Annotated in this window: 19 protein-coding genes; 1 reads left to right on the top strand and 18 read right to left on the bottom strand. The window is 56.3% G+C overall.

The features are described 5' to 3' along the window. Positions 1 to 79: 79 nt before the first annotated feature. Both KVQ74_RS01345 and KVQ74_RS01340 read right to left on the bottom strand, forming a co-directional pair. Positions 80 to 1,447, bottom strand: coding sequence for an NHL repeat-containing protein (locus tag KVQ74_RS01345; RefSeq protein ID WP_217829214.1), 1,368 nt, complete (start codon positions 1,445 to 1,447; stop codon positions 80 to 82). 210 nt (positions 1,448 to 1,657) lie between these two features. Then, on the bottom strand, positions 1,658 to 2,041 hold the full coding sequence (locus KVQ74_RS01340; RefSeq protein WP_217829213.1) for an SCP2 sterol-binding domain-containing protein: 384 nt from the start codon (positions 2,039 to 2,041) through the stop codon (positions 1,658 to 1,660). A gap of 585 nt (positions 2,042 to 2,626) precedes the next feature. Here KVQ74_RS01340 and KVQ74_RS01335 point away from each other — a divergent pair. Next, a complete protein-coding gene (locus tag KVQ74_RS01335) occupies positions 2,627 to 3,004 on the top strand; it encodes a DUF6124 family protein (protein WP_217829212.1) in 378 nt (125 codons plus the stop codon). 54 nt (positions 3,005 to 3,058) lie between these two features. On the opposite strand, the gene KVQ74_RS01330 is transcribed toward KVQ74_RS01335, so the two are convergent. From KVQ74_RS01330 to icmH, 16 genes are all read right to left on the bottom strand, one after another. After that, positions 3,059 to 4,144, bottom strand: coding sequence for a hypothetical protein (locus KVQ74_RS01330; RefSeq protein WP_225929803.1), 1,086 nt, complete (start codon positions 4,142 to 4,144; stop codon positions 3,059 to 3,061). A 116-nt stretch (positions 4,145 to 4,260) separates the two neighbouring features. Beyond that, a complete protein-coding gene (locus KVQ74_RS01325; protein ID WP_225929802.1) occupies positions 4,261 to 5,127 on the bottom strand; it encodes a tetratricopeptide repeat protein in 867 nt (288 codons plus the stop codon). A 19-nt stretch (positions 5,128 to 5,146) separates the two neighbouring features. Then, positions 5,147 to 5,524 carry a hypothetical protein gene (locus tag KVQ74_RS01320; protein ID WP_217829211.1) on the bottom strand — a complete coding sequence of 126 codons (378 nt, stop codon included), beginning with the start codon at positions 5,522 to 5,524 and terminating at the stop codon, positions 5,147 to 5,149. A 102-nt stretch (positions 5,525 to 5,626) separates the two neighbouring features. Next, entirely contained in the window at positions 5,627 to 5,812 is a 186-nt protein-coding gene (locus tag KVQ74_RS01315) for a hypothetical protein (protein WP_225929801.1), read from the bottom strand. A 28-nt stretch (positions 5,813 to 5,840) separates the two neighbouring features. After that, the gene (locus KVQ74_RS01310; protein WP_318837712.1) at positions 5,841 to 6,635 is read right to left on the bottom strand and encodes a hypothetical protein; all 795 of its coding nucleotides are present in this window, start codon (positions 6,633 to 6,635) and stop codon (positions 5,841 to 5,843) included. Between the two features lie 16 nt (positions 6,636 to 6,651). Then, positions 6,652 to 8,016, bottom strand: coding sequence for a lysozyme inhibitor LprI family protein (locus KVQ74_RS01305; protein ID WP_217829210.1), 1,365 nt, complete (start codon positions 8,014 to 8,016; stop codon positions 6,652 to 6,654). A 117-nt stretch (positions 8,017 to 8,133) separates the two neighbouring features. Then, positions 8,134 to 8,532, bottom strand: coding sequence for a hypothetical protein (locus KVQ74_RS01300; protein WP_217829209.1), 399 nt, complete (start codon positions 8,530 to 8,532; stop codon positions 8,134 to 8,136). A 174-nt stretch (positions 8,533 to 8,706) separates the two neighbouring features. Then, positions 8,707 to 9,111 (bottom strand): hypothetical protein, encoded by a 405-nt coding sequence (locus KVQ74_RS01295; protein ID WP_217829208.1) that lies wholly within the window; start codon positions 9,109 to 9,111, stop codon positions 8,707 to 8,709. 36 nt (positions 9,112 to 9,147) lie between these two features. Continuing rightward, complete coding sequence (locus tag KVQ74_RS01290) at positions 9,148 to 9,924, bottom strand: lysozyme inhibitor LprI family protein (protein WP_225929799.1); 777 nt, start codon at positions 9,922 to 9,924, stop codon at positions 9,148 to 9,150. Between the two features lie 159 nt (positions 9,925 to 10,083). Then, positions 10,084 to 10,509, bottom strand: a complete 426-nt coding sequence (locus tag KVQ74_RS01285) for a hypothetical protein (protein ID WP_318837711.1) — start codon at positions 10,507 to 10,509, stop codon at positions 10,084 to 10,086. Between the two features lie 9 nt (positions 10,510 to 10,518). After that, entirely contained in the window at positions 10,519 to 12,948 is a 2,430-nt protein-coding gene (locus tag KVQ74_RS01280) for a M23 family metallopeptidase (RefSeq protein ID WP_217829207.1), read from the bottom strand. Positions 12,949 to 12,988: 40 nt separating this feature from the next. Beyond that, the gene (locus KVQ74_RS01275) at positions 12,989 to 15,025 is read right to left on the bottom strand and encodes a type VI secretion system Vgr family protein (protein WP_217829206.1); all 2,037 of its coding nucleotides are present in this window, start codon (positions 15,023 to 15,025) and stop codon (positions 12,989 to 12,991) included. Positions 15,026 to 15,053: 28 nt separating this feature from the next. After that, positions 15,054 to 16,055, bottom strand: a complete 1,002-nt coding sequence (locus KVQ74_RS01270; protein WP_217829205.1) for a serine/threonine-protein kinase — start codon at positions 16,053 to 16,055, stop codon at positions 15,054 to 15,056. Next, positions 16,052 to 16,780: a PP2C family protein-serine/threonine phosphatase gene (locus KVQ74_RS01265; protein ID WP_217829204.1), complete on the bottom strand. Its 729-nt coding sequence runs from the start codon at positions 16,778 to 16,780 to the stop codon at positions 16,052 to 16,054. The genes KVQ74_RS01270 and KVQ74_RS01265 overlap by 4 nt, the downstream gene beginning before the upstream one ends. Then, on the bottom strand, positions 16,780 to 20,319 hold the full coding sequence (gene tssM / locus KVQ74_RS01260; RefSeq protein WP_217829203.1) for a type VI secretion system membrane subunit TssM: 3,540 nt from the start codon (positions 20,317 to 20,319) through the stop codon (positions 16,780 to 16,782). The genes KVQ74_RS01265 and tssM overlap by 1 nt, the downstream gene beginning before the upstream one ends. A gap of 13 nt (positions 20,320 to 20,332) precedes the next feature. Further along, positions 20,333 to 21,208, bottom strand: coding sequence for a type IVB secretion system protein IcmH/DotU (gene icmH, locus KVQ74_RS01255; RefSeq protein WP_217829202.1), 876 nt, complete (start codon positions 21,206 to 21,208; stop codon positions 20,333 to 20,335). Between the last annotated feature and the right edge of the window lie 4 nt (positions 21,209 to 21,212).

Genomic DNA, 21,212 nt, shown 5'->3' with positions numbered 1-21,212 from the left:
GCCCGCTCCCCAGGGTTTACGCAATCCCTGTGGGAGCGAGCCTGCTCGCGAAAAACCGTGACCCTGGCTTATCCAATGTTCATCGCAACAGATAACACAGAACAAATCCGCCAGTTACGCTGGGATATGGGTCTTGATCCTGCCAAAAAGAACCGCACATAAAGAGTCGTTCATCGCGCATCGCCATGCCAGCAGGTTCTTCAATGAACTCGCTCTCATTGAACACGCTGTAGCCTTTTCCGCCGAAAATCGGGTCCAGAGTGGCGTCCGGTAGAAAACGCGCGACCACCGTAGACAATTCGTCATCAATGACGCCGGCTCCGACGCTTCCACCCACAACGATCGCGCCGTCTTCTTGTGATACGCAGTAGCGCCAGTTGAGCCCTTGAGAAAGAAACCCTGAATACAGCGGCTTGCCTTTATTGAAAGGGAGGCTGTTAGAGCCGCTCTTGTTCAAAACCATGATCAACCCTTTCTGGCGCTCTTCCAGCGCCTCCCTGGACCTGCCGACTGCGACGATCCGGCCATCACTTTCCCTTAGCGATACCGAGTGCAAACGCATCGAAAAGCCACTGGTGAGCGTTACAGGGCGTCCTTCATTGAATTCATTGTCGCCCTTGCCGGCATAGGTAAGGCGCGTCACAAACACGCCGGATATGCCTCTCTCCTGATTGAAAAAATCGCCGCAAACCACAATGCATCCATCCGGCTGAAGGGCTACCCCCATGCCCGTACTCCAGTCATACATGACCCCCTCAAGCTCGACGAATGCAGAACCTTTTTCGTTCAAACTCGTGTCGCGGGAACCATTCGCATTACGTCGCAAGACGATGGCCTGGATCTTTCCGGATCGGTTGTAAGCATTGGAGACGATGACAATCTTGCCGTCAGCCTGCGCAATCACCGGAACTGCGCCGCCCTGGGAAAGCTGCCCGGCGCTGTTCGAGGTTTGAGCATCAATCCGACTGGAAGCGGTTACGGGTATGGCGTCATAACCGGAGTTACCGAAATTGCCGTAAGGAATGTTGAGAATCCCGTTGCCGTTCAACGTTAAATCCAGCTCACCGTCCTGGAGATGGCGAATCAATAGCAACGCGGTGTACTGCTCAAAGGTGCCCTGTGCGAAAACCAGCCACCCACCGTTCTCAGTGTGGGTGATGCTGAAAATCATCAGGTCAATGAGGCCTTTGATCCGTACCTCGACAATGCCCTGATTGTTTTCTCCAAACTGCGTATCCGCAGAACCATCCGCGTTCAATCGCGCCAGCACATACTTCTCGGGAGTTTCCCAGGATCGGGAAAGGATGATCGCCTTGCCCTCCGGCAACGCCAGGACCCCGTCCGCCGAAAGTTCGGAGCGTCCAGAAAAGGGCAGTCCGAGAAACTTTCCCTTGTTGAATGCTGGATCGAATGTACCAGGCTGCTTGATGCCGAGTGCTTGATTCATCGTCGTGCTCTCCATGAGTGTCAGAAGTCCTCCACTGCAGGACACCACGCTGATGGAACACCAATAACCCGGAGCTGGCACCTGTCAGATCTGACAGGTGTGTATCCATCCAGAGTGGAAAACCGGCTGTCGAGGGAGTTTCGCACGCATGAAAAAGGGGACCTTGGGTCCCCTTCCATCATTCGAATACTGGCCTTGTTCGAACTTGATTCAGGCCTTGGGCTTGGCCTTCTTCGGCTTCAAATACTTGGTCAGCCCCTGAAACCACATCACCAGCGCCGGGTTGCCCTTGATCTGGATCGTCTTGTCCTGAATCCCCTGCATGAACGCCAGTTGCTTGTTCTTCGCCTGCATCGTGGCAAAACCAAACGCTGCATCCTTGAAGGCAATGGCAAACGCCGGCTCGGGATACACGCCAGACTGGCTGGTAATCCGCTGATCCTTCACCCGGAAATGCCGCGCCACCTTGCCGTCCAGGGTCTGTAGCTGAAACACCAGCTCCTTGTCACCCAACTGCTGCTGGAACGCCGGATTGGTCCGACTGGCCTTGCCCATCAACAGACCCAGCATCCACAGAAGAAAACGAAATTTCATGCGCACAGCCTCAAAAGGAAAATGAACGGCTGGGGGAGTGTAAGGGATTCGGACGGATTCGCCACTATCTTGGGTTGATAGAAGACGATGCAGGTCTTTTCTCGCATGATGACCACCAAGTCACGCTTCCCAACCCTTGAGCCTGATCGTTCCCACGCTCGGCGTGGGAATGCATCCCGTGACGCTCCGCGTCACACCATCCCCCCGTCCTACACCTGAAGAAACACATTCCTGTAGGAGCTGCCGAAGGCTGCGATCTTTTGATCCTCTACCTCGCAAACCCTTGGGAAATGTCCTTCAAACTGCGGTGCTGTCCATGAACTAGGCGTGCTTGGGGTTCATCGATAACCTCTTTCCGTCACCGCAAAATCGGTGATACGGACGTGCAAGTCCGCATCGGCACACTATCGGTTATAGCTATTCACCAAGCGTTTTCTTATGCTCGCGAATCGTTATGGCGGCTGTGTGTGGGAGATCTTCGGATCTGCCGGTTTGCCGATTGCCGGTCTTGCACACCTATACACAGCTGCCACCTCATTCGAAGTGCGAGCGAATGGGTGTTAGCTCCTCAATCGGTGTATTCCAATGATCAAACCAACACCCAACCCTCCTGAAGTCCCAGAAACCTCCCCCTACGAATCCCCCGACTCGAAGAAATTCCACGACGCGGCCGAACGCGCCCTCGACCACCATTTCAAGCCCTACAACCAACCATCCCGCCCAAAACACAAAGGCGCCCTCTTCACCCTCTCCGCCGACCACGACGCCGAAGCCCTGATGTCCAACGCCTCCCAGGACCTGCTTTCCATCAGCGCCATCGCCGCCGACCTGGCCGACGACCTCGACGGCACCCGCCGCTCCGTCGCCCTGGCACTGAGCCGAATGGCCGACGGCGCGCGGTTGATGGTTGAAGGTGCGCTGGATTATCAGGAAGAGCGGGAGATGCGGCATATGCCGGGTTGATCGACGATAAAAAGAAGGGGACGTTGAGTCCCCTTTCCTGTTCCTCAGCAACAATTAGCGAAAGTCCTCTGCGTTTTTCGGGCGAGACTCCAACCCTTGGAGCGCCGCCCGGTTTATGGAGGAATAACTCCCTGCGCCGCATCGTTGCCGAAAAACAACTTTGTCGTCCTTGAGCACCGTCAGAAAACTCACGAAGGCCTGGTTAACGAGGTAGGTATAAGCACCACTTTTGAACTTGATGATGTTCAGGTTCACGCTGCCTTCCGACGCATCCACAACGAAGAATTTGCCCTTGGGCGGCAAAGCATTCTTCGGGTAGACCAGCTCGATGTTCCCCGGCACACCGTAACGGTACTGAACAGAACCGGCCGTGGGCTTGTTGTTTCCCTGCGCACAAACAGAAACCGTCTTGCCGCCCTGCAGCGGGCAACTGAAGTAAATGTCCTCGTCATCCGAGCACAACGTTCCTTCCTGCCCCCACCTCAATGGCGCCGCCTCATTCGAAACGCGCTCCGGCGTTTTCGCGATATCAGCACAGTTGGACAGGCAAACCAGCTTCGAAAGATCCGGAACATCGCTTTCAGTAAACAGGTACGTCGCTGAACCATCGCGGTTGCGGGAGTGATAAACGGGAACACTGACGGTCAGCCCTTTGGCCGACACCGGCACCTTGGCATCCCCGCCCGAGACGACCCAGCCTTCGGCGTCCCCGCACAACTCCTCCAAAGCGACCTCACTGAACGAGTCTTTCGTTGGCACGGCGAACGGCTTGGCATCACCTCGACAGTCGTAGCCATGCCAATACGCCCTCGTTTCGGCTATGTGAATAGAAAAAACATATGCGCCGTCGAGCACCACCCTGCCGTTGTCATAGGTAAAAACCAGCCAACGACGCGACTTCGACTGTGAGTAGTTTTCGTTCTCCAGGATGTACCGGTCTCCATCTCGATACAGCCAGAAACTACTCATCACTCCTGCCGGCTCCGCCATCTCGGAGAGACGCTGCCCGGAGTGGGCGTCCACCAGAAAGTTGTCGTTCAGCGCCAGCGCGCAGTCGCTGTCAGCGTCCCTGCACGATTTGAGAGACGGGAACATCGGCCCCGCCACCGCAGAGAAGGAACACAGGAATAACGCGATCAAACCTAATCTTTTCACCTTGCCACCTGTTTCAAAGTGAGTAATCCATCACTTCTTCCAGCCGCCAGCATTGCCCACGAACAAATCGATACTCAACGCGATAAAACGCACAAACATGTTCAATTTTTCATTCCCTGAATGACGGATCGCTCAACTACGCGTTGAGGTATTTTCCGCGCCTTGCCCTCGGCGCTCATCGCATCGCGGTACTGGCCGTAATAGCGCTGCGCTTCGTCTTTGCGATCAAGGCGCCAGAGTGAATCGGCGATGTTCAACATCAACACTGTGCGTTTACCAACGGCCTCAACGCCTCGATAAAACTTCAGTGCCAGCTCATCTTTGCCGCCCTCTGCCAGGTAAAAGCCCCAGTCGTTATAGGCCTGAACATTTTGCGCCGGGGGATGACACGCCATGTAGGACTCTGGACTTAAAAAGACCAGGCCCCATTCGATGGACTCTGCGCGGGACTGCGCCGGCTCGTTACTTGAGACATGTTTCAGCAACTCCTTTGGGGACCTAGTTTCCAGTGCGGGAGTGAGCACATCGCCGCCTTCGGCAACCCATTGATTGCCCTTCCACTGGCCGACACAAAAAGTGGCCCAACGATCAGCCAGCACACAACCGGTCTCCATGGAGATCACCGCGCAATGCTGTTGCAACACTAGCTTCTCTTCACCGTTTTCCTCCGACAACATGCCGAAGATCACCGGGTCGAGCAGCAAGGTTTTCTTGTCAGGGCTGAGCATATTGGAGTGCCCATCGGCGCCAATATCGGCGCCAAAGAGCGGAAAGGTTTTGCCATTGGCGGAGAACCATGCAGTCGCCGAATCCACACCGGGCATCGTCCATTCTTTCGCCCAAAACGACACCGTGTTCCCGTTGAAACCGACTATTGGCGGGTCCTCGGCAAAGGCGCTCATAGCGCTGAACAGACCGCCGATCATCAATACCCACTTAGGGCTGCGAGCGAGAAGATGCTGCTTCATGGAAAACTCCCTTTTGCCGTTAACCGGTCTGTTGTCCAGCCAGGCACTTTGCGTAGCCATCGGCAAATTTGGCATCGAATGACAGTTCCACCGGCTCTTCCAGTTCAGCCGAGGTATTGAGCAACACCCGAGTGGCCGGGGTGTATTTGATCCAGCCGATGGTGCCGGTGCCGTCCGTATCAAAGAGCAACTTGGCTCGCACCATTTCACCGTCGTCTTCATCAATCAGCAGGTTGACCTTGTCCTTCCCGACATAACGAAACGGGAAGTTGCTGCTCCTGACCATTTCGGTGAGATAGCCGTAGCAACTCCCTGCTTCGGCACTTGCCGGAATGGCGTAGAGGAGGGGCAAAAGTAGAAGTGCACTCAGCATGGGCCGAATGGAAAAGCGGTTCATCCAATCATCCTTAATCAAACGGCGGCGATCACAAATCCTTGAACGTCAGCAGCCGGAACTCGTTGTTCAAAAACTCGTAGTAACGATCCCGGTAACGGTTTTTCAACCGATTGCCTGCTCACGTCCGTTATCCATAATCGGGTTATTGTGTTCTTGCGGCATCGGTTCGTGATTGATGCCGATGAACACTGAGGTGACGGTGTAATCCTTGAAGTCCGGGTCAGCGGCAAAAGCCACGGACGTGACAATGGCCAAGAGGCCACCGAGTAGAACTGAACATCCTTTCACGCTGTAACTCCGTTCGGTCTTTGCAGACTTACTCAAAAGCCATGCTGCGCACCGCTGTTTTGATTTGTTCAAATCCTTCGGCGCTGATCGCCAACGGGGTGGCCGAGCCTGATTCCGCAGAGCCGATCAACACGCTTTCGCCACGCAGCAGGCAGAAAGCAACGCGGGTGATGTGACGTCGTGACTTGTCATGGAAACCGAAGATGAACCCCGAAGACTTCTCCCCACCTAATGCCTCAAAGGTGTATCTGTTTTTTGGCCCCGCCAGCGACGTCGGCTCCCAACCATGATCGGTCAGGGTTGCCGGGCATTTACGGTCGTTGCTCTCTCGCACAAGTTGCAACTCGATCGTGTCATCAAGCTGCGGCTTCTGAGTGGTGAGCGCGGAAAAGTTGTTGGCGCTTTCACACATGACACCGAACCAAGGTTGGCTCAGGTTTGTGGGCTTTTCGAAATTCCACTCATAACCAGACGAGGTCTGAGCCTGCGATAAACGCGGGGCGTTAGTGGTTTCAGGCAGTTGTTTGGCCGCAATGAATACCAGATCAGGCGTATTGAACTGCAGCCATTGATCTTTCGAGAGCGTCATTGAGAACCGACAAGGTGTCATGTCGACCGCAGCTTCGGTTGGGCCTTGCGCGATCCGCGACTGACCCGACGCATTGCCCACCGATGCAACATTTGCGGCGGTATGACTGGTCTGCGCGAAAGCAGCAACGCTGATCAGCAATACCCGCAGATATCGAGCTCTCACGAAACCCGGAATCGACAAGTCAGGCACAGTTCCACTCACTTGGAATTTAACGGCAAAGAATCGCGACACATCCGCGCTCCGAGTTTCAAATGCAATGGCTCGCCTTGATCGGCTCTGGAATTTGCGACTTCAATCGCGCCACACTGTCGACGCCCGACCGATAACCTTTGTCAGCCGCCATTTGATAACAGGCTAACGCCCGGGACATATCCTTCGTTCCCAACTCGCCCCCCTCAAGGGTAGATGCCAGATAAAACATCGCTTCCTTGGAGCCCATGGTAATCGCCCGAATGACCTGCTCTTCTGCCTGCTTGGGATGAAGGCAAGGACCGTTATAGTCGGTGGAGTTTCCTGAACAAAGAAACGTGGCGTAGCCCAACGCACCACTCGGTATTTTCGAAGCCGCTTTGAACAACGCTTCAACCTTGCTGGTTTCCAACTGAGACGCCATCTGCGAAAGACTCAAGCTCGCCGCTGACAGGCTCGCCTCTGGATCACCCGACTCAGCCGCACAGACATAATTTTCCAGGGACGCTTCTAACAATTCCGCAGTCAGACGGTATTGCTCAAGCGAACCCAGCCCTCCCAAAGCCTCGGCACGTTGATCACAGAAGTTCTCGGCACGGCTCATTGCCGGGTTACGTGTTGCGACAAGATCCTTCTCGCTGATCGACCAGTCTTCAACGCCTTCAAGCACCCAGCACGCCTGACGAGAGAAATTGAAGATTTTTACATTACTATTGCCCGCCCGTTTATCGACCACATCGACGTGACTGTCATCGACCTCTTCAATCTCGACTCCAGGTGTCTTGCCAGGTGTGATGGCGGCCATCAGCGGATAGGTGAAAGAAGCTCCGCTGACGCCCGAGGTCGAAGGCTCAAAGGTACTACGGTCCTTGCCTGCAACCGGCTTCAACACAAGCGATTTGACTGTCATCACAGTGAGACGGCGCTGTGATTCACCGCTGGCGGAAAACGCTGTCAGGAAAGCAGGGAATTCCTCCGAAGGACAAGCGCCGTCGGCCGGCGCCGTCGAAGTGCTCTTGTCGGATGCAAGAACAGGGACGATCTTGTCCAGATACGCCGAGCGCTCGCGACTCATTCTGGCGATGCACGAATTAACCGCGAACACATGCGCCGGCATCCCCGTCTCGATCTCGAATGCTTCCAAAGGGCAGTTCGCATCGCGCAATTTCAGCCATGCACGTTGCGACTCTTTGACCTTCGCCGCGTACTCCGCGCCCAATGCCGGATCCGCTCGATAATCAGACTCAAGCCGCGCCATCAATTGCTTATAGCTGACGTTCAGCTGCGTATCGGCAGCCTTCTTCGCCGCCTCCGAGCAGGGCACCATTTCCAGGCTTGATGTGACATGGCTGCAGTCATCCTGCGCGTACACTGCTGAAACAGGCAGCAGCACGGCCAGCAGGGTCAAAACAAAACGTTTCACTGTGTTCTTCCTTGAGTCATTCAGGCTTTGCGTTTGGCGAACCGGCTGACGCATTGCTTGGGTAGGTTCATTTCCCAATAGGTGCTGAGCAAAGCTTTACGTTTTTCGGGGCCGGGCCTATTCCGATCCCGCTACACACTGCCCATCATGAAGATCAGGAGCTAGCGCCCGATTTCCCGACAGATACCAACTCGCAAGCGACTGACTCTCGCAATAAGCGTTCTTCTCGGCATCGTAATAAAACGCGACCTTGTGCTTGGCCATCCCACCCCGGTTGGGGACGAACAACTCGACGGCGAACACGACATCGGGCAAAGCAGTTTTTCTATCCGACATCAGCATGGATGGCCCCAGAAACTTACAGGGCACGCCGTCAAAAGGCAGATCCAACCGGCCGTCTTGATACCTGTAAATCGCGCAAATGCCATTCGGATCCTCAATCACCACGGCAGCCATCGTTCCCCCGCTCCAGCTCACCACGCCATCTGCAATGGCGCGAAAACTCTCGGCAGGCATTTGGTTTTCCTTCGTGAGTGCAGCAACCATAGCGGTGGGCATTGTATGGCTTGTACTGACACCGGTTGGAGCTGCGCTTGCGGACAACGCCCACGTCAACGCCAGGAACAACAGGGGAACGACTTTCACTTTGACTCTCCGATGGCGTGGCTGAGCGATGTACATGCACGACCCTTACTGCGCCGTACATTCAGGTTCAGCGAGATGTTCACCATCAACGCGGAATTTGCATAATTCGGTAGTTTCATTCACTCCAACCAACGACATCAGCTTGAAGGTCAACTGCAATTCGGTGTCGGAAAACGTGGCCCTATCCAATGAGACATCGGTGAAGCCGTTGTTAAAATTCTTGCCTTCAATGTCGCAGAACTCCATCGAGTCGCTCGCAATCCCCTGTCCCCCAGGCTTGAGAATCTGAATATTGACGCAGGGGCTATCGAATGTTTGGTAATAACGGACCAGCTTTCCGGAAACTTGAGCGACATCGGCTTTGTATATATCGACGACCGGCTCTCGTGCGTTGCCTGCAAATGCACAATATGAAAAACACAAAGCTGAAAACAGCGAAAATCCTTTCAAGACTCACCCACTCCATAAACCTGCTGATCAAATGCTTTAGTTCACTGTTTTCTTGTCCGGAGCCATAGCCAATTGACGGGCTCGCTCTATCGTCGCGCGAATCAAGCAGGAGTTCGACCATTCCCCGAAAACCGATTTAGACGATTTCGGCTCAGGCAGACATTCCGCATCGCGAAATTTCATCCAAGCCCTTTGGGTTTCTCTCAGGCCTTTCCGTGCATTTTCATCCAACCGTTCCATGCGCTCCCGGTAAACGAGGTTGAGCAGTGCATCCGTATCCGTCACAACCAGATCAAGCGCCCCACTCGACGTAGTTGGCCACACAACGTCCGCCAACGCCTGCTTGGTTTCGTTGTTCCAATTGTAGAAACCGTTCTCTTCAATTTTCAGCCGGGCAGAGCGCCCATAATGATTGGTCGGATCGCTCGCACTGACTTCAGATTGGTAGACAATTTCCAGATAGATCGGGTCGGTTGAGCGCTGAGGATCATTCAGCAGCGTTTGACGAACGATGGACCGTTGCTTTTTGCTCTCGGTGATTTCAATCGAAAAACATGGGTCCGGGACGGGACGGTCGGTCGACTTCACCCTCGCCAGACACTCTTTACGAAGGGCCATGGACGGAGCATCTGGCCCAAATCCTATGTCTACAACCCTCACGAGCAGTCGTACTTCAGGATCTTTGGAAAAATCCGCCTGAAGCACGGTTGCAACCATAGTTCCCTCTGCTTTCACAACCGAAGACAGCAAAGAAAAAGCCAAAACAAGACTAAATCTAAAAATCATAATTCCTTGATATCCGCAGAATTCCAACAGCGCACTTGAACCTGTTTTAATCTAAACATACGGAACAGATCTATTTGAAAACCGCACCAAAGTCAAAGCCACTGAGCGCAACATCACAAATAAGTCTGTCACCCTTTTCTCAACTAAATCTGTCACCTTTTCTGGACCCCTTTGACTTTGATCAACTTAATTTTCCCATTCACAACCTCCATCTCCCGAAACTCCAGCTGTCGAGTCAAAGCCAAAAGAATACTCCTTACCATTATTTTTTTTGTACGTCATCGATACTATATTTCCGCCTTGACTGATCATTTCATACTCACCTGTTATTTTCCCTTCTAACACCTCCGACCAAGTTCGCGTCAGCTGTACGGGCGCTTGAGAATCCAACTCTTCGCGTTCCACATTTTTCAAAACCAAGGATATTGGCTGCTTTGAATTAATATATTTAACAAAACCACCAAACCAATGAGCAGAGACATCAGAATAAGTTCTCAACTCAAACTTGATCTTGCCACCACCTGAAGACTCAAAACAAAGCGACTCCGACGCAACTTCGCAATACGCAGAAAACGGAACCATTCCCATAATAAGCACTAGTAATTTTTTCACATCAACTCCTTATGGCTTCTGGTGAAGCAGCGAAACATTGATAGTATGCGTAACGAGATAGAATTTCTTTTTCACAATAGGTGGTTTAGGCGGCGTTTGGGGAATCATGACAGGATGACCATTCTCGTCCAGGACAGGCTCCTTCTGACTACTTCTACGCCACTCAAATGTCAGACTTTGCGTATCACTTACTCTTGGATAATCCAAAAGTATGTGCTTCAGATAAATTACAGACTGCAAACGAGCATCTAAACCGTTCAAGTTCTGAATTGACACATTACCATTTACATCGCGACTAGCCGCAATGGCATCGCTTTGCTGGATACCAGCATCTAAGTGGCTAAGCATATTTTTCTTTTGCACTATGTAAAAACATGCACTATCCGCACAGTTTTTATAGTTATGATCACCTGAAACATTTCGCGCTATTAACACATCAGGATCCCAACCGAGCTCATGAAACTTCTGAGGCGTGCTTGGAGTACTAAGCCTTCTAAAATTCCCATAAAGCTTATAATTTGCCAACCATGTAAGTTGAATCAATCCCCTACCATAATACGGATTATACGATTGATTTTCTCCACCAACCTCTTTCACCAACCGCAAATTCGCTGTTTCTGGAATTACGTGAGCTAAAAAATGTAATACGCGCAGTTTGCTCGGAGCAAGTCCATATCGTCTGGTCGCCAGATTAAAAGAGTCGGACCACTCTTTGATAATCTTATATGCGGCAGCCCAACTCAGATTCACCACATCGAAGTTCGAATTATGCAAGTGAAATAATCGGCGCGGCATACATTGAGTCATTTCCTCTGCTTTCATCCAACCGCATTTTCTGAATGCCGAAATAAACTCTTTAGGTGGAAAATGCCAATGCTTAGTTTCCACACCTTCGATTTTTGCCTCTTCCCAAAAACCTAGTGCTTGTTGATGCCTTTTCAACTTATCATATACATCCTGTGGCATCGGACCATTTTCCGCGACCTTAAGTAACCAATCATAGCGGGCGTCAAAGTCATTTTTGCACCATTCACTTGGAAACTTGCATACAAGTCGCTTAATCCGAGTCTGGATTTCAGGCGACTCCAATCTGGCCTGACTTAAATTACGCTCCGCTACATACCGCTCCGACAGCTGTAACTTTTGCTCCTGTGAAAGAGAATCGTATGCGGCAGATGTTGCAATACCCACTGCATCAGTATTGTCCGAGACAACCTTATTAATATCTAAAGATAATATCTGTCGAACAAATGGTGACTGACAATGACTGTCAGAATCTCTGTCATCATCAACCAAATTCCATCCTTGCCAATGAGGAAAGTCTGCATCACTGAATTTTGTGATCGACGGGTGGTTAAGGTTAACCCAACCAATTTTCGCTTCTTCTCCCACCTTCGCGGGAATCTTTATTTGGCGCCAATGAGCAGCATCAACAGGCTGAAGACGGTCCTCACCTAGGACGCGACCGAACCGCAGCAGTTCGAAACCGGCACTAGGAGACTGTGGATATGTATCACTCGCAGTTTTGTATAATCGGTACTCATAATCTGCGGGTTCAGTGTAGAGTCCTAGTTCGAATCCTGAATGAGTGAGAGTTCTAGTCTTACATTGACCGCGAACATAGCTCATTTGAACAAACATACCATTCTGCAATTCAGATGCTAATGCCCATTCATACCCATTAACCAGGTTTGACTCACCGCCTGATACCTCTCCCTCTCCAGCCTCTTCGATTTTAGCCGGGCCCGCCGGCATAGCGGGACAACGATAAATGACTTGAAAATTATTTTGTATAGCTAATAAATTTTGCGGGGGCTTTTCGTATACTAGAACTTCAGTCGGAATAAAAAAGTACGTATCCCCCCAAAAGCTATCCTTTCGCCCCTCAGCAGTTTGAAACTTCAGTTCTCTTTCTTTGCGACCGACGATATTCTCTATTTGACTATCATCTGCCACAATTTCGAAATGGATTCTATTTTTTTCGCCGTATACATCTCCCGCCTCTCCAATAGAGTCCATACGATAGATAGGATCACCCACAACAGAACTTATCAGATTTATTTTAGATAGGTGCATGTATATCGAATAGAAAACTATTTTCGCTTTGGCACCTTCTCCGATTTCAGTTTCGTGACGAATAACAACGCAACCATCGTCTGTCCACTTATTGCGATATCGCAATGGATGGTCCTGATCGGCACTGCTCTCGATAGTTGGCTTCCTGCAATAAGCTAACTTTCCATCAGAAACCGCACGTACAGGCAGTGCTTTCCCCCCTTCTTGGGGTGCCGTTAAATGAATGCCGCCATGCCAATTGAGATCAAAGCTCAACGGATAACCACCATCACCGGGAATACCGCCAACCATGGCTCGTGCCAGATAAGCATCGTCGGTTTCTCCCGCTACCGGAGCAGGAAGAAATGGAGGGCTAATGATCATTCAAAAAATTCCTTGTTCATATTGACGCTAGTCCGTCCGCTCAAAGCGAGAAAGGGTAATCAACTGTCGGCTTAACCTTCTCAGGCGGCGCATTCAACAACGCCTGATCCATCAAACTCCCCGCCTTATCCTTATCCGCCGCCCCCGGCAGCACCGGCGGCTTGATCCCAATCCCGGTGCCCGAACCAGCCGAACCGCCAGCATTAATCTTCACCACCGGTCCAACCACCGTCACGCCACCGCCATCAAGCTTGATAAAGCTCCCGCCCCCCAACACGGTCAGTTCCGTGCCGGCCTCGATCACGATTTTGTCTCCGGCCTTGAGGTGGATCTCTTTCCCGACGCTGGTCAGCTGCGCCGTGCCGAGTTTCACGTGCTGGTTCTGCCCAACCGTGAGGTGGTCGTCCGAGCGTGCTTCGACCTTGCGATCGGAGATGGTGGTGCGGTGTTCTTCGGCCTTGAGCTCGGTGTAGGTGTTCTTCACCACGGTGTCGTGGCGTTCATTGCCGACGCGGATCTTCTGGTCGTGCTCGATGTTTTCATCCCAGTCGCGCTGGGCGTGGATGAAGATTTGTTCGGCGCCTTTTTTGTCTTCGATGCGCAGTTCGTTGTAGCCACCGCCGCCAGGGGAGCTGAGGGTTTTGAAGACGCTGCGGGTTTTGTTCGCCGGCAAGGCGTAGGGCACCGGGTTTTCCTTGTGGTACAGGCAGCCGGTGACGAGGGGTTGGTCGGGGTCGCCTTCGAGGAAGGTGACGAGGACTTCCATGCCGATGCGCGGGATGGAGATGGCGCCGTAGCGGTCGCCGGCCCAGGCGCTGGAGACGCGCAGCCAGCAGCTGGTTTTGTCGTCGGCCAGGCCTTCGCGGTCCCAGTGGAATTGCACTTTGACGCGGCCGTATTGGTCGCAGTGGATTTCTTCGCCTTTGGGGCCGGTGACCATGGCGGTCTGGCTGCCGAGGACGCGGGGTTTCGGATGTTCCAGGGCCGGGCGGTAGAACACGTCCCACGGGGTGGCGAGGAAGGTGTTGCGGTAGCCCTGGTGGAAGTCGTCCTTGTTGTCGGTGGTGTCGCTGGTCACCGACTCTTCGAGGACTTGCGGCTGCTTGCCTTCGTGGAAGATTTCGGTGAGCAGCCACAGGTCGTTCCACTCGCTGCGCGGGTGGTCGGACATTTCCATGAAGTGGCCGCTGACCAGTTTGGTCTGGTCACCGCGACCTTCGGCCTGACGATAGTCGGCGCGGTGGCGTTCGAGGGCGCGCTGGCTGAGGAACTTGCCGCGCGCGCGGTCGATGAAGCGGCCGGGGTAATCGTAGTCTTCGAGATCCGGTTCAGTGCTTTCGCCGTCCGGTTTGTACGCCGCTTCCATTTGCAGGCGCGGCTTTTCGAAGTCGTAGTCGCGGCGCGTGGTGCGGCTGGTGCGGGTTTCCAGACGCAGCTTGAAGCCTTTGATCACCGGCTCTTCGGCGACCATGCCGCTGCCCTGCACGTAGGCCGTTGGCTGGCCGAGGTTGGGGAACACGGTCTGGTCGTCGCCAAACACCAGCAGGTGGGATTTTTCGCTGTGCTGGAAGTGGTAGTGGATACCCTCCTCCTCGCACAGGCGCTGGACGAAGTGCAGGTCGGTTTCGTCGTACTGCACGCAATAGTCGCGGTCCGGGCACGGCTGGCTCAGCTGGAAGCTGTAGGCGTTGGACTTGATGCCGTGCTCATCGAGGATCAGCGCGATGATTTTCGGCGCCGACATCTGCTGGTAGATGCGCTGGTTGGTGCGGTGATGCAGGTATTGCAGCTGCGGCACCAGCGAGACTTTGTAGCGGGTCAGGCGCTTGCCGGCATCGCCCTGGGCAACGCGGTAGATCTGGCCATGAATGCCGGAGCCTTGCGGATCGAGCGCAAGGAACGCCTGCTTGTGCAGGAGTTTTTCCAGATCCAGGTCGGGGTTTTCACTGACCAGTTCCAGGTCGAAACGAAACGGCTGGCTGATGCCTTCGGTGCCGGTGAACGACAGCACTTGCAGATCGCTGGTGTAGTCCTCGACCGTCAGGCTGAAGTGGGTTTCGTTAGCTGGGTTGAACATAGAGTGCTCCCTGTTCGAATGTCATCCGTTACGCCCCGAGTCGCAGACGTTGCAGCCAGGACGAAGTGGCGCCCATGGCGTCACGCAATTGTTGAGCCGTGATGTTGCGGTCTGCCGCGTTGAAACTCAGCGCCGTGCGCAGCGCCGGCCAGCAGTGTCCGGGCAGGTTGCGCGGGGCTTGCAGCTCGCGCTCCAGGTGCTCGTCGCGGGCCTGGGTCGAGGGCAGGCGGCGGAAGGGGTGTTTGCCGCCCGCCAGTTCATAGATCACGCAGGCCACGCCGTACACGTCCGCGCTGGCCGACAGCGGTTGGCCCTCAAGCAGTTCGGGGGCGGCGTAGCCCGGGGTCCAGGCGTTGAAGCGCTCGCGGCTCAGGTGCGGCAGGCCGGGCAGGATGCCCTCTTCGGCCTGGCCGAGGCCGAAGTCAAACAGGCGCACGCCGTCTTCGCTGAGCATCACGTTGCTCGGTTTCATGTCACCGTGCAGCACACCGCGACGGTGGGCGTAGGCCAGCGCGTCGAGCAGCGGCAACACGATGTCGCGCAATTCTTTCCACGGCAGCCCCAGGGGCCGCTCGCAGAGCAATTTGTCCAGGGTCAGGCCACGCATCAGTTCCATGGTGATGAAGGCCCGCTGGCAGTCGGTGTCCACTTCGAACGTGTGCGGTCGCAGCACGTTGTCGTGGCGCAGGCGTCGGGTCAGGGCGAACTCGCTGTAGAGCAAGGCACTGGCGTCCGGCGACTCGGCAAATTCTTCGCTGAGGATTTTCAGCGCGATGTAAGGATCGGGATCGCCAAACTGCTCGTGCAGCAGATCCCGTGCCCGGTAAACGGCGCCCATGCCGCCGGCCCCGAGCAGGCGCTCGAGGTGGTAGCGGCCGGCGAGGACGTCCGGCAGCGCACCGATGCTGGCCTTGGTCGGTGCCAGCAAAGGTTCTGCTTGATTGGCCTTGGCGAAGGCGAAGTAGGTCAGGTTGTTGGCCTGCTCTTCGCTCATCAGCAAGTCATCGATCGGCGATTCGATTTCACTCATTGGCGGATCACCACGGCAGTCAGGTTGTCCCGCGCGGAACCGCGCAGGGCACCATCGAACAGACGTTCCAGCGCCACATGCGGCGCACTCAGACTCAGGGCGTTACCCATGGCATCGCTGCTCAGCCCCTGGTACAGACCATCGCTGCAGAGCAGGAACACATCACCCGGATACACCTCCAGTTCCAGCACATCCAGGGTCAGTTGTTCCGCCGCACCGACCGCACGGGTCAACGCCTGTGCTGCCGGGTGCGCCGCCGCCTGCTCGACGCTCATCTGTTGCTCGTCGATCAGTTGCTGCTGCAGCGAGTGATCCTTGGACAGCTGATACAACCGCTGACCGCGCCACATATAGCAGCGGCTGTCGCCGGCCCAGATGCAGGCCGCGCGATTGCCGTCCACCAGCAGCGCCACGACGGTGCTGCCCATGATGCTGTCGTGACGCCCGGCGGTGACGGTCAACTCCTGCCCCAGGCGCCGGTTCAGCCAGTGCAGGCACTGGCGGATGGCTTTGAGGCGTTCGTCGAAATCATCCTGCTGCGGCAGTTCAGCCAGGCTGGCGACGATCAACTGGCTGGCGATGTCGCCACGCTGATGACCGCCCATGCCGTCCGCGACCACCCACAGCCCATGCTGTGGGGAGTCAAGGAAGGCATCCTCGTTGCGCGCCCGCACCTTGCCCGGGTCGGTACGCGCCGCGCTGCGCCAGGGACTGGCCACCAGCATCAGAGCTGCACCGGCATACGGAAGGTACGCAGCACGCCCATGTCGAACGGGTTCGGCGTGCGCTGGCTGGTCAGCAGGTAGTTGGCGCGCAGGCCACCCACATCGGCTTTCAGCACCAGCACGTCGCGACCGGTCAGGTACTCGGTCTGCATCAGGTCGAACAGACGGAACAGCGACCATGGGCCGGAGTTCTTCTCGATACCGATCGGGCGACCGGCCATTTTGTCCATGACCAGACTGGTACGACCGTCTTCAGCATCGGTCGGCCATTTGAACGACATCGGCAGAATCGGGCCGTGGCGGTATTCCATGACCTTGTCGCCGAACTTGAACTCGGAACGGCTGACCGCCGGATCGAGGGTGTACGGCTCCAGTTTGAACTGCACGGTCGGCTCGGCCGGGTTGATCGAGAAGAAGCTCTGGCGAATCGTCAGCGCGGCGGCCATCTGGTCGAGGTAGACCTTGGACACCGGCAGGCTGTGACCGTCGACGCTGCGCATCCGGTAGTTGCCCGGATCACCGCTCACGAACGGACGCATGTAGGTGTCGAAGAAACGGTCGGCGATGCCTTGAGCCTTGAAGAACTCGCGGAAGTCGCTGATCGCCACGTCGCTGGTGCTCGAAGCGCTGAACGGATAACGCTTGCTGATGGTCTTGCCATACACGCTGTACAGCTCGTTCTGATAACGGCCGTTCAGGTATTGATAGGCATCGTTGAGCACCAGGCGCCAGGAGTCTTCGGCCAGCACGTTGAACCACACGCTCAGCGGACGCGGCAGACGCCCGGACGCATTGCGCAGGTTGGTCAGCGCATCGCGCTGGCCGCTCATGCGGGTCTTGGCCAGTTCGAACGCGGCTTGTTCCGGCGAGCTGGAACGGGCCAGGCTGGCCAGTTGCAGTTGCAGGTCGTTGAGTGCGCTCAGCGCAGGCGTCAGGTCGGCCGCCGGGCCGTTGTTGTCGTCGAGCAGTTTATGCAGCGGTTCGAAGCGACGTTGCAGCGATTTCTTCGCGGTGTCCGGCAGGTTTTTCGCCACGGCCAGCGCAGAAGCCTTGTCCGCTACGGCCGACGCCAGTTTACCGACTTTACCCAGCTTGCCTTTTTGCCCGGCCAACGCATCAGCGGCATCGCCCGCTTCATCGACCGGATCGGCGACCACCGGGAAACGGGTGTTCTCACGCACTTCGGTCAGCAACGCCAGCACCGGCGAGTTGGCCGATGTCAGGCCTGCCAGTTGCTCGGCGCCTTCACCGGCATCGCTGATCGGTGGCAATGCCACTTGGCCAACGGCCTCGCTCCAGTAGTTGGCGTAGTCGCGGAAGTACAGTTGCTCCAGCTCGACCATCAGGCGACGCAAGTCCATGTCGCTGATGCCCGCGCCTTCGCCCAGCACCCAGTTGTCACGCAGGATGTCGGTAACCAGCGCCGAGCCCTGCACCGAGAAATATTGCTGGTAGCCCTGCTGGGTGTAGAAGCCCGGAATCACGTAGTCGGTGCCGACAAACAGCGAGCCCTGCGGGCCGAGGTGTTGGCTGAAACGGTATTCCGGCAGGTTGCGCGCCTGCTCGCGGAGCATGCGGTACACCACGTTCGCCAGGGATTCGCTGCGCAACACCTGACGCGCCTGGGCGACCAGCTGGTCGTTGAGCGGGTAGATGAATGGCTGCTTCAGCAGGCGTTCGAGGTGGGTGTTCAGACCGTTCTGCACCGCCGTGTTGCCGGTGTAGCGCAGCGACCAGTCAGTGGCGATCCAGTCCTTGAGCCACGCCGGATCGCGACGATCCTTCATGTTCAGCATCAGGTACGCGCGCAGGCTGTTGAGCAGGCGTTCGCGATCCTTCATGTTGGCGCGGATCTGGCCCTCCAACAGGGTCGCAACCCGTGGCAGCAACTGCTTCTCGAGCTCGCGCTCGTAAGCCTCCCTGACCAGCGGATTGACGTCTTCGCCCTGATACAGGCCGCCCCGTTCGTGGTACGAAACGTCGCCCTTCTTCGGGAACACCTGAGTCGCGGCGTAGCTGGTGTCGAGGGTTTTCAGCACGCCCATCGCGTCATCGCGCGGGGACAGCGCCGAACGTTGCTGAGTCCAGCTCTGCGCCAGGTTGCGCAGGTTTTCCAGACGCTCGTAGTTGGCCGAGAAACCACCGGCCCAGAGCATGCCGAACAGTGCCAGCGCCGCCAGTGCGCCAACATACAACGCGCGCTGGCCCCAATGGATGCGGCTGCGCTCGCGCTTGTCCAGACCGGCCAGATCGGCCTCGGGGAAAATCACCTGGCTGAGCAAGTGGTGGATGAACCGCGAACGCCCGCTGCGCAGGGTCGGCAGCACGCCGGCGTTCATGCCCAGGCTGGCGCCGATGCCGGCGGTGGTCGAGTCCATTTCCTGGGTCAGGTGCGGGGCGCTGGTCAGGTAGAAACCGCGCAGCTGCGTTGCCCGCTGATAGCGGTTGCCGGTGAACGCCATGTCGACGAACAGGCACAGGCGCTCGCCGATCTGCCCCAGTTGATGCGGGAAGTCGAGGATGCGGCCACGGCGCTGGGTGTCGCGCTCGGAGTGCATGCGCATGATCACCTGGCTGTTGAGGCGACGCAGCAGCTCTTCGAACTCGCCGCGCAGCACGGCGACGTCGGTGCCAACCTGATCCTTGCGGAAACTGGTGCCGAGTACCTGATCGCTTTCTTCGCGGGTCAGTTGGTCGAAGAACTCGTCGAAACCCAGCAGCTTGTCAGCCTTGCTCAGTACCAGATACACCGGCACATCGACGTGCAGCTTCTGATAAACGTCCTGCAGGCGCGCGCGCACCTGACGGGACAGGGTTTCCATCTCCTGCTCGCTGCCACCGGTGAGGATTTCCACCGGAATGGTCACCAGCACGCCGTTCAGCGGACGGCCGCGCCGACGCTTGCGCAGCAGTTCGAGCAAGGTGGTCCAGGCACTGCCGTCGACTTCCGAATCGGCCTGGGTGGTGTAGCGCCCGGCGGTGTCGATCAGCACGCCGTGGTCGGCAAAGTACCAGTCGCAATGACGGGTGCCGAGGGTGTCGCGGGTCAGCTTGCGGTCGATCTTGTTGATCGGGAATTCCAGCCCGGAGAAGTCCAGCAGGCTGGTCTTGCCGCTGGCTTGCGGGCCGATCAGCAAGTACCACGGCAAGTCACTGCGCCAGCGTTCGCTGCGGCCGCGATACAGGCTCGAGGTCTTGAGGGTTTTCAGCGCGTCCTTGAACCGCGCCTTCAACTCTTTCTGCTCTTCGTCGATCAGCTCTTCGCGGCGAATCCGATCCTGGCCGTCTTCGGTGGCTTCGACAGCTTTCTTGCGCACACCGGCGCGCCAGCTGACGAAGACCATGGTCAGGCCCCAGATCAGGAACAGCACGCTGATGGTCAGCAGGCGGGAGGTCGAACCTTCCCAGAACTTGTAGTCATCGACCGCCAGCAATGGCCCGACGAACCACACCAGCAGCGCCACGAACAGCACCAGCAGCAGGGTCCAGACCCAGGTCTGGCGCAGGAAGGCGCCGACTTTCTTGAAAAACTTTTTCATCACACGTCCCTGTTTACGGCTGCGACTGCGGCTGGACCGCAACCGGATCGATCGGCTGATAGGGTTGCAGAATGGTGTCGCGCTGCTCGCCCAAGACCCAGGCGAAACCCGAATACATCATCACCAGGCAGACGAAGGTGAACAGCACCACCATCCACGCCGGCACGATGCGCACCAGACTGCGGCGCTGATCGTTGAGGCCTTCCCAGTGCGGCGACAGTTCGCGCGGCACGTCGCCACGCAACTGACGGATCTGCCGGTACAAGGCGTCGCGAATGCCTTCGAGTTCGAGCATGCCGCGCGCCTGCACGCGGTACTTGCCCTCGAAACCGAGGGACAGGCACAGGTACATCAATTCCAGCATCGGCAGGTGCTTGACCGGGTTTTTCGACAGCCGATCCAGCAGCTGGAAGAACTTCTCGCCACCGAAGGTTTCGTTGTGGAAGCTGCTGAGCAGGCTCATCTGCGACCACTCGCTCTCGTTGCCCCACGGCGTGGTGACGACGGCTTCGTCGACCACGGTGCAGAGCACGTAACGCGCGGCCATCACCTGGCTGCTTTCGGCGCCGTTGTGCAGGGCCCGCACTTCAAACAGCTTGAGCCCGGCGGTCAGGCGCTCATTGAGCGCGTAGAGATCCTCGCGGGTTTCGCTGTGCTTGAGGCGCACCACTTCCGAGAGCAGTTCGGAGGACGCGGCCACCAGCGAATTGAGGCTGATGTTGAAGGCTTCCGCCGGGCGCAGGCGCGCGGCGTAGATCATCCGTTCTTCCAGTTGCTCGAAGCGCGGCGGCGCGGCGAAGTCGGTCAGCGGACTCGACGCCGGGCCATGGCCCTGACGGTCGAGCAGGACGGTTTTGTCGTCCTGGTTGTGTTCCATGTCCTTGATCATGTCG

It is taken from the genome of Pseudomonas botevensis, from assembly GCF_019145475.1.
Taxonomy (GTDB): Bacteria; Pseudomonadota; Gammaproteobacteria; order Pseudomonadales; family Pseudomonadaceae; genus Aquipseudomonas; species Aquipseudomonas botevensis.
This window is presented reverse-complemented; position numbering and strand designations above follow the sequence as displayed.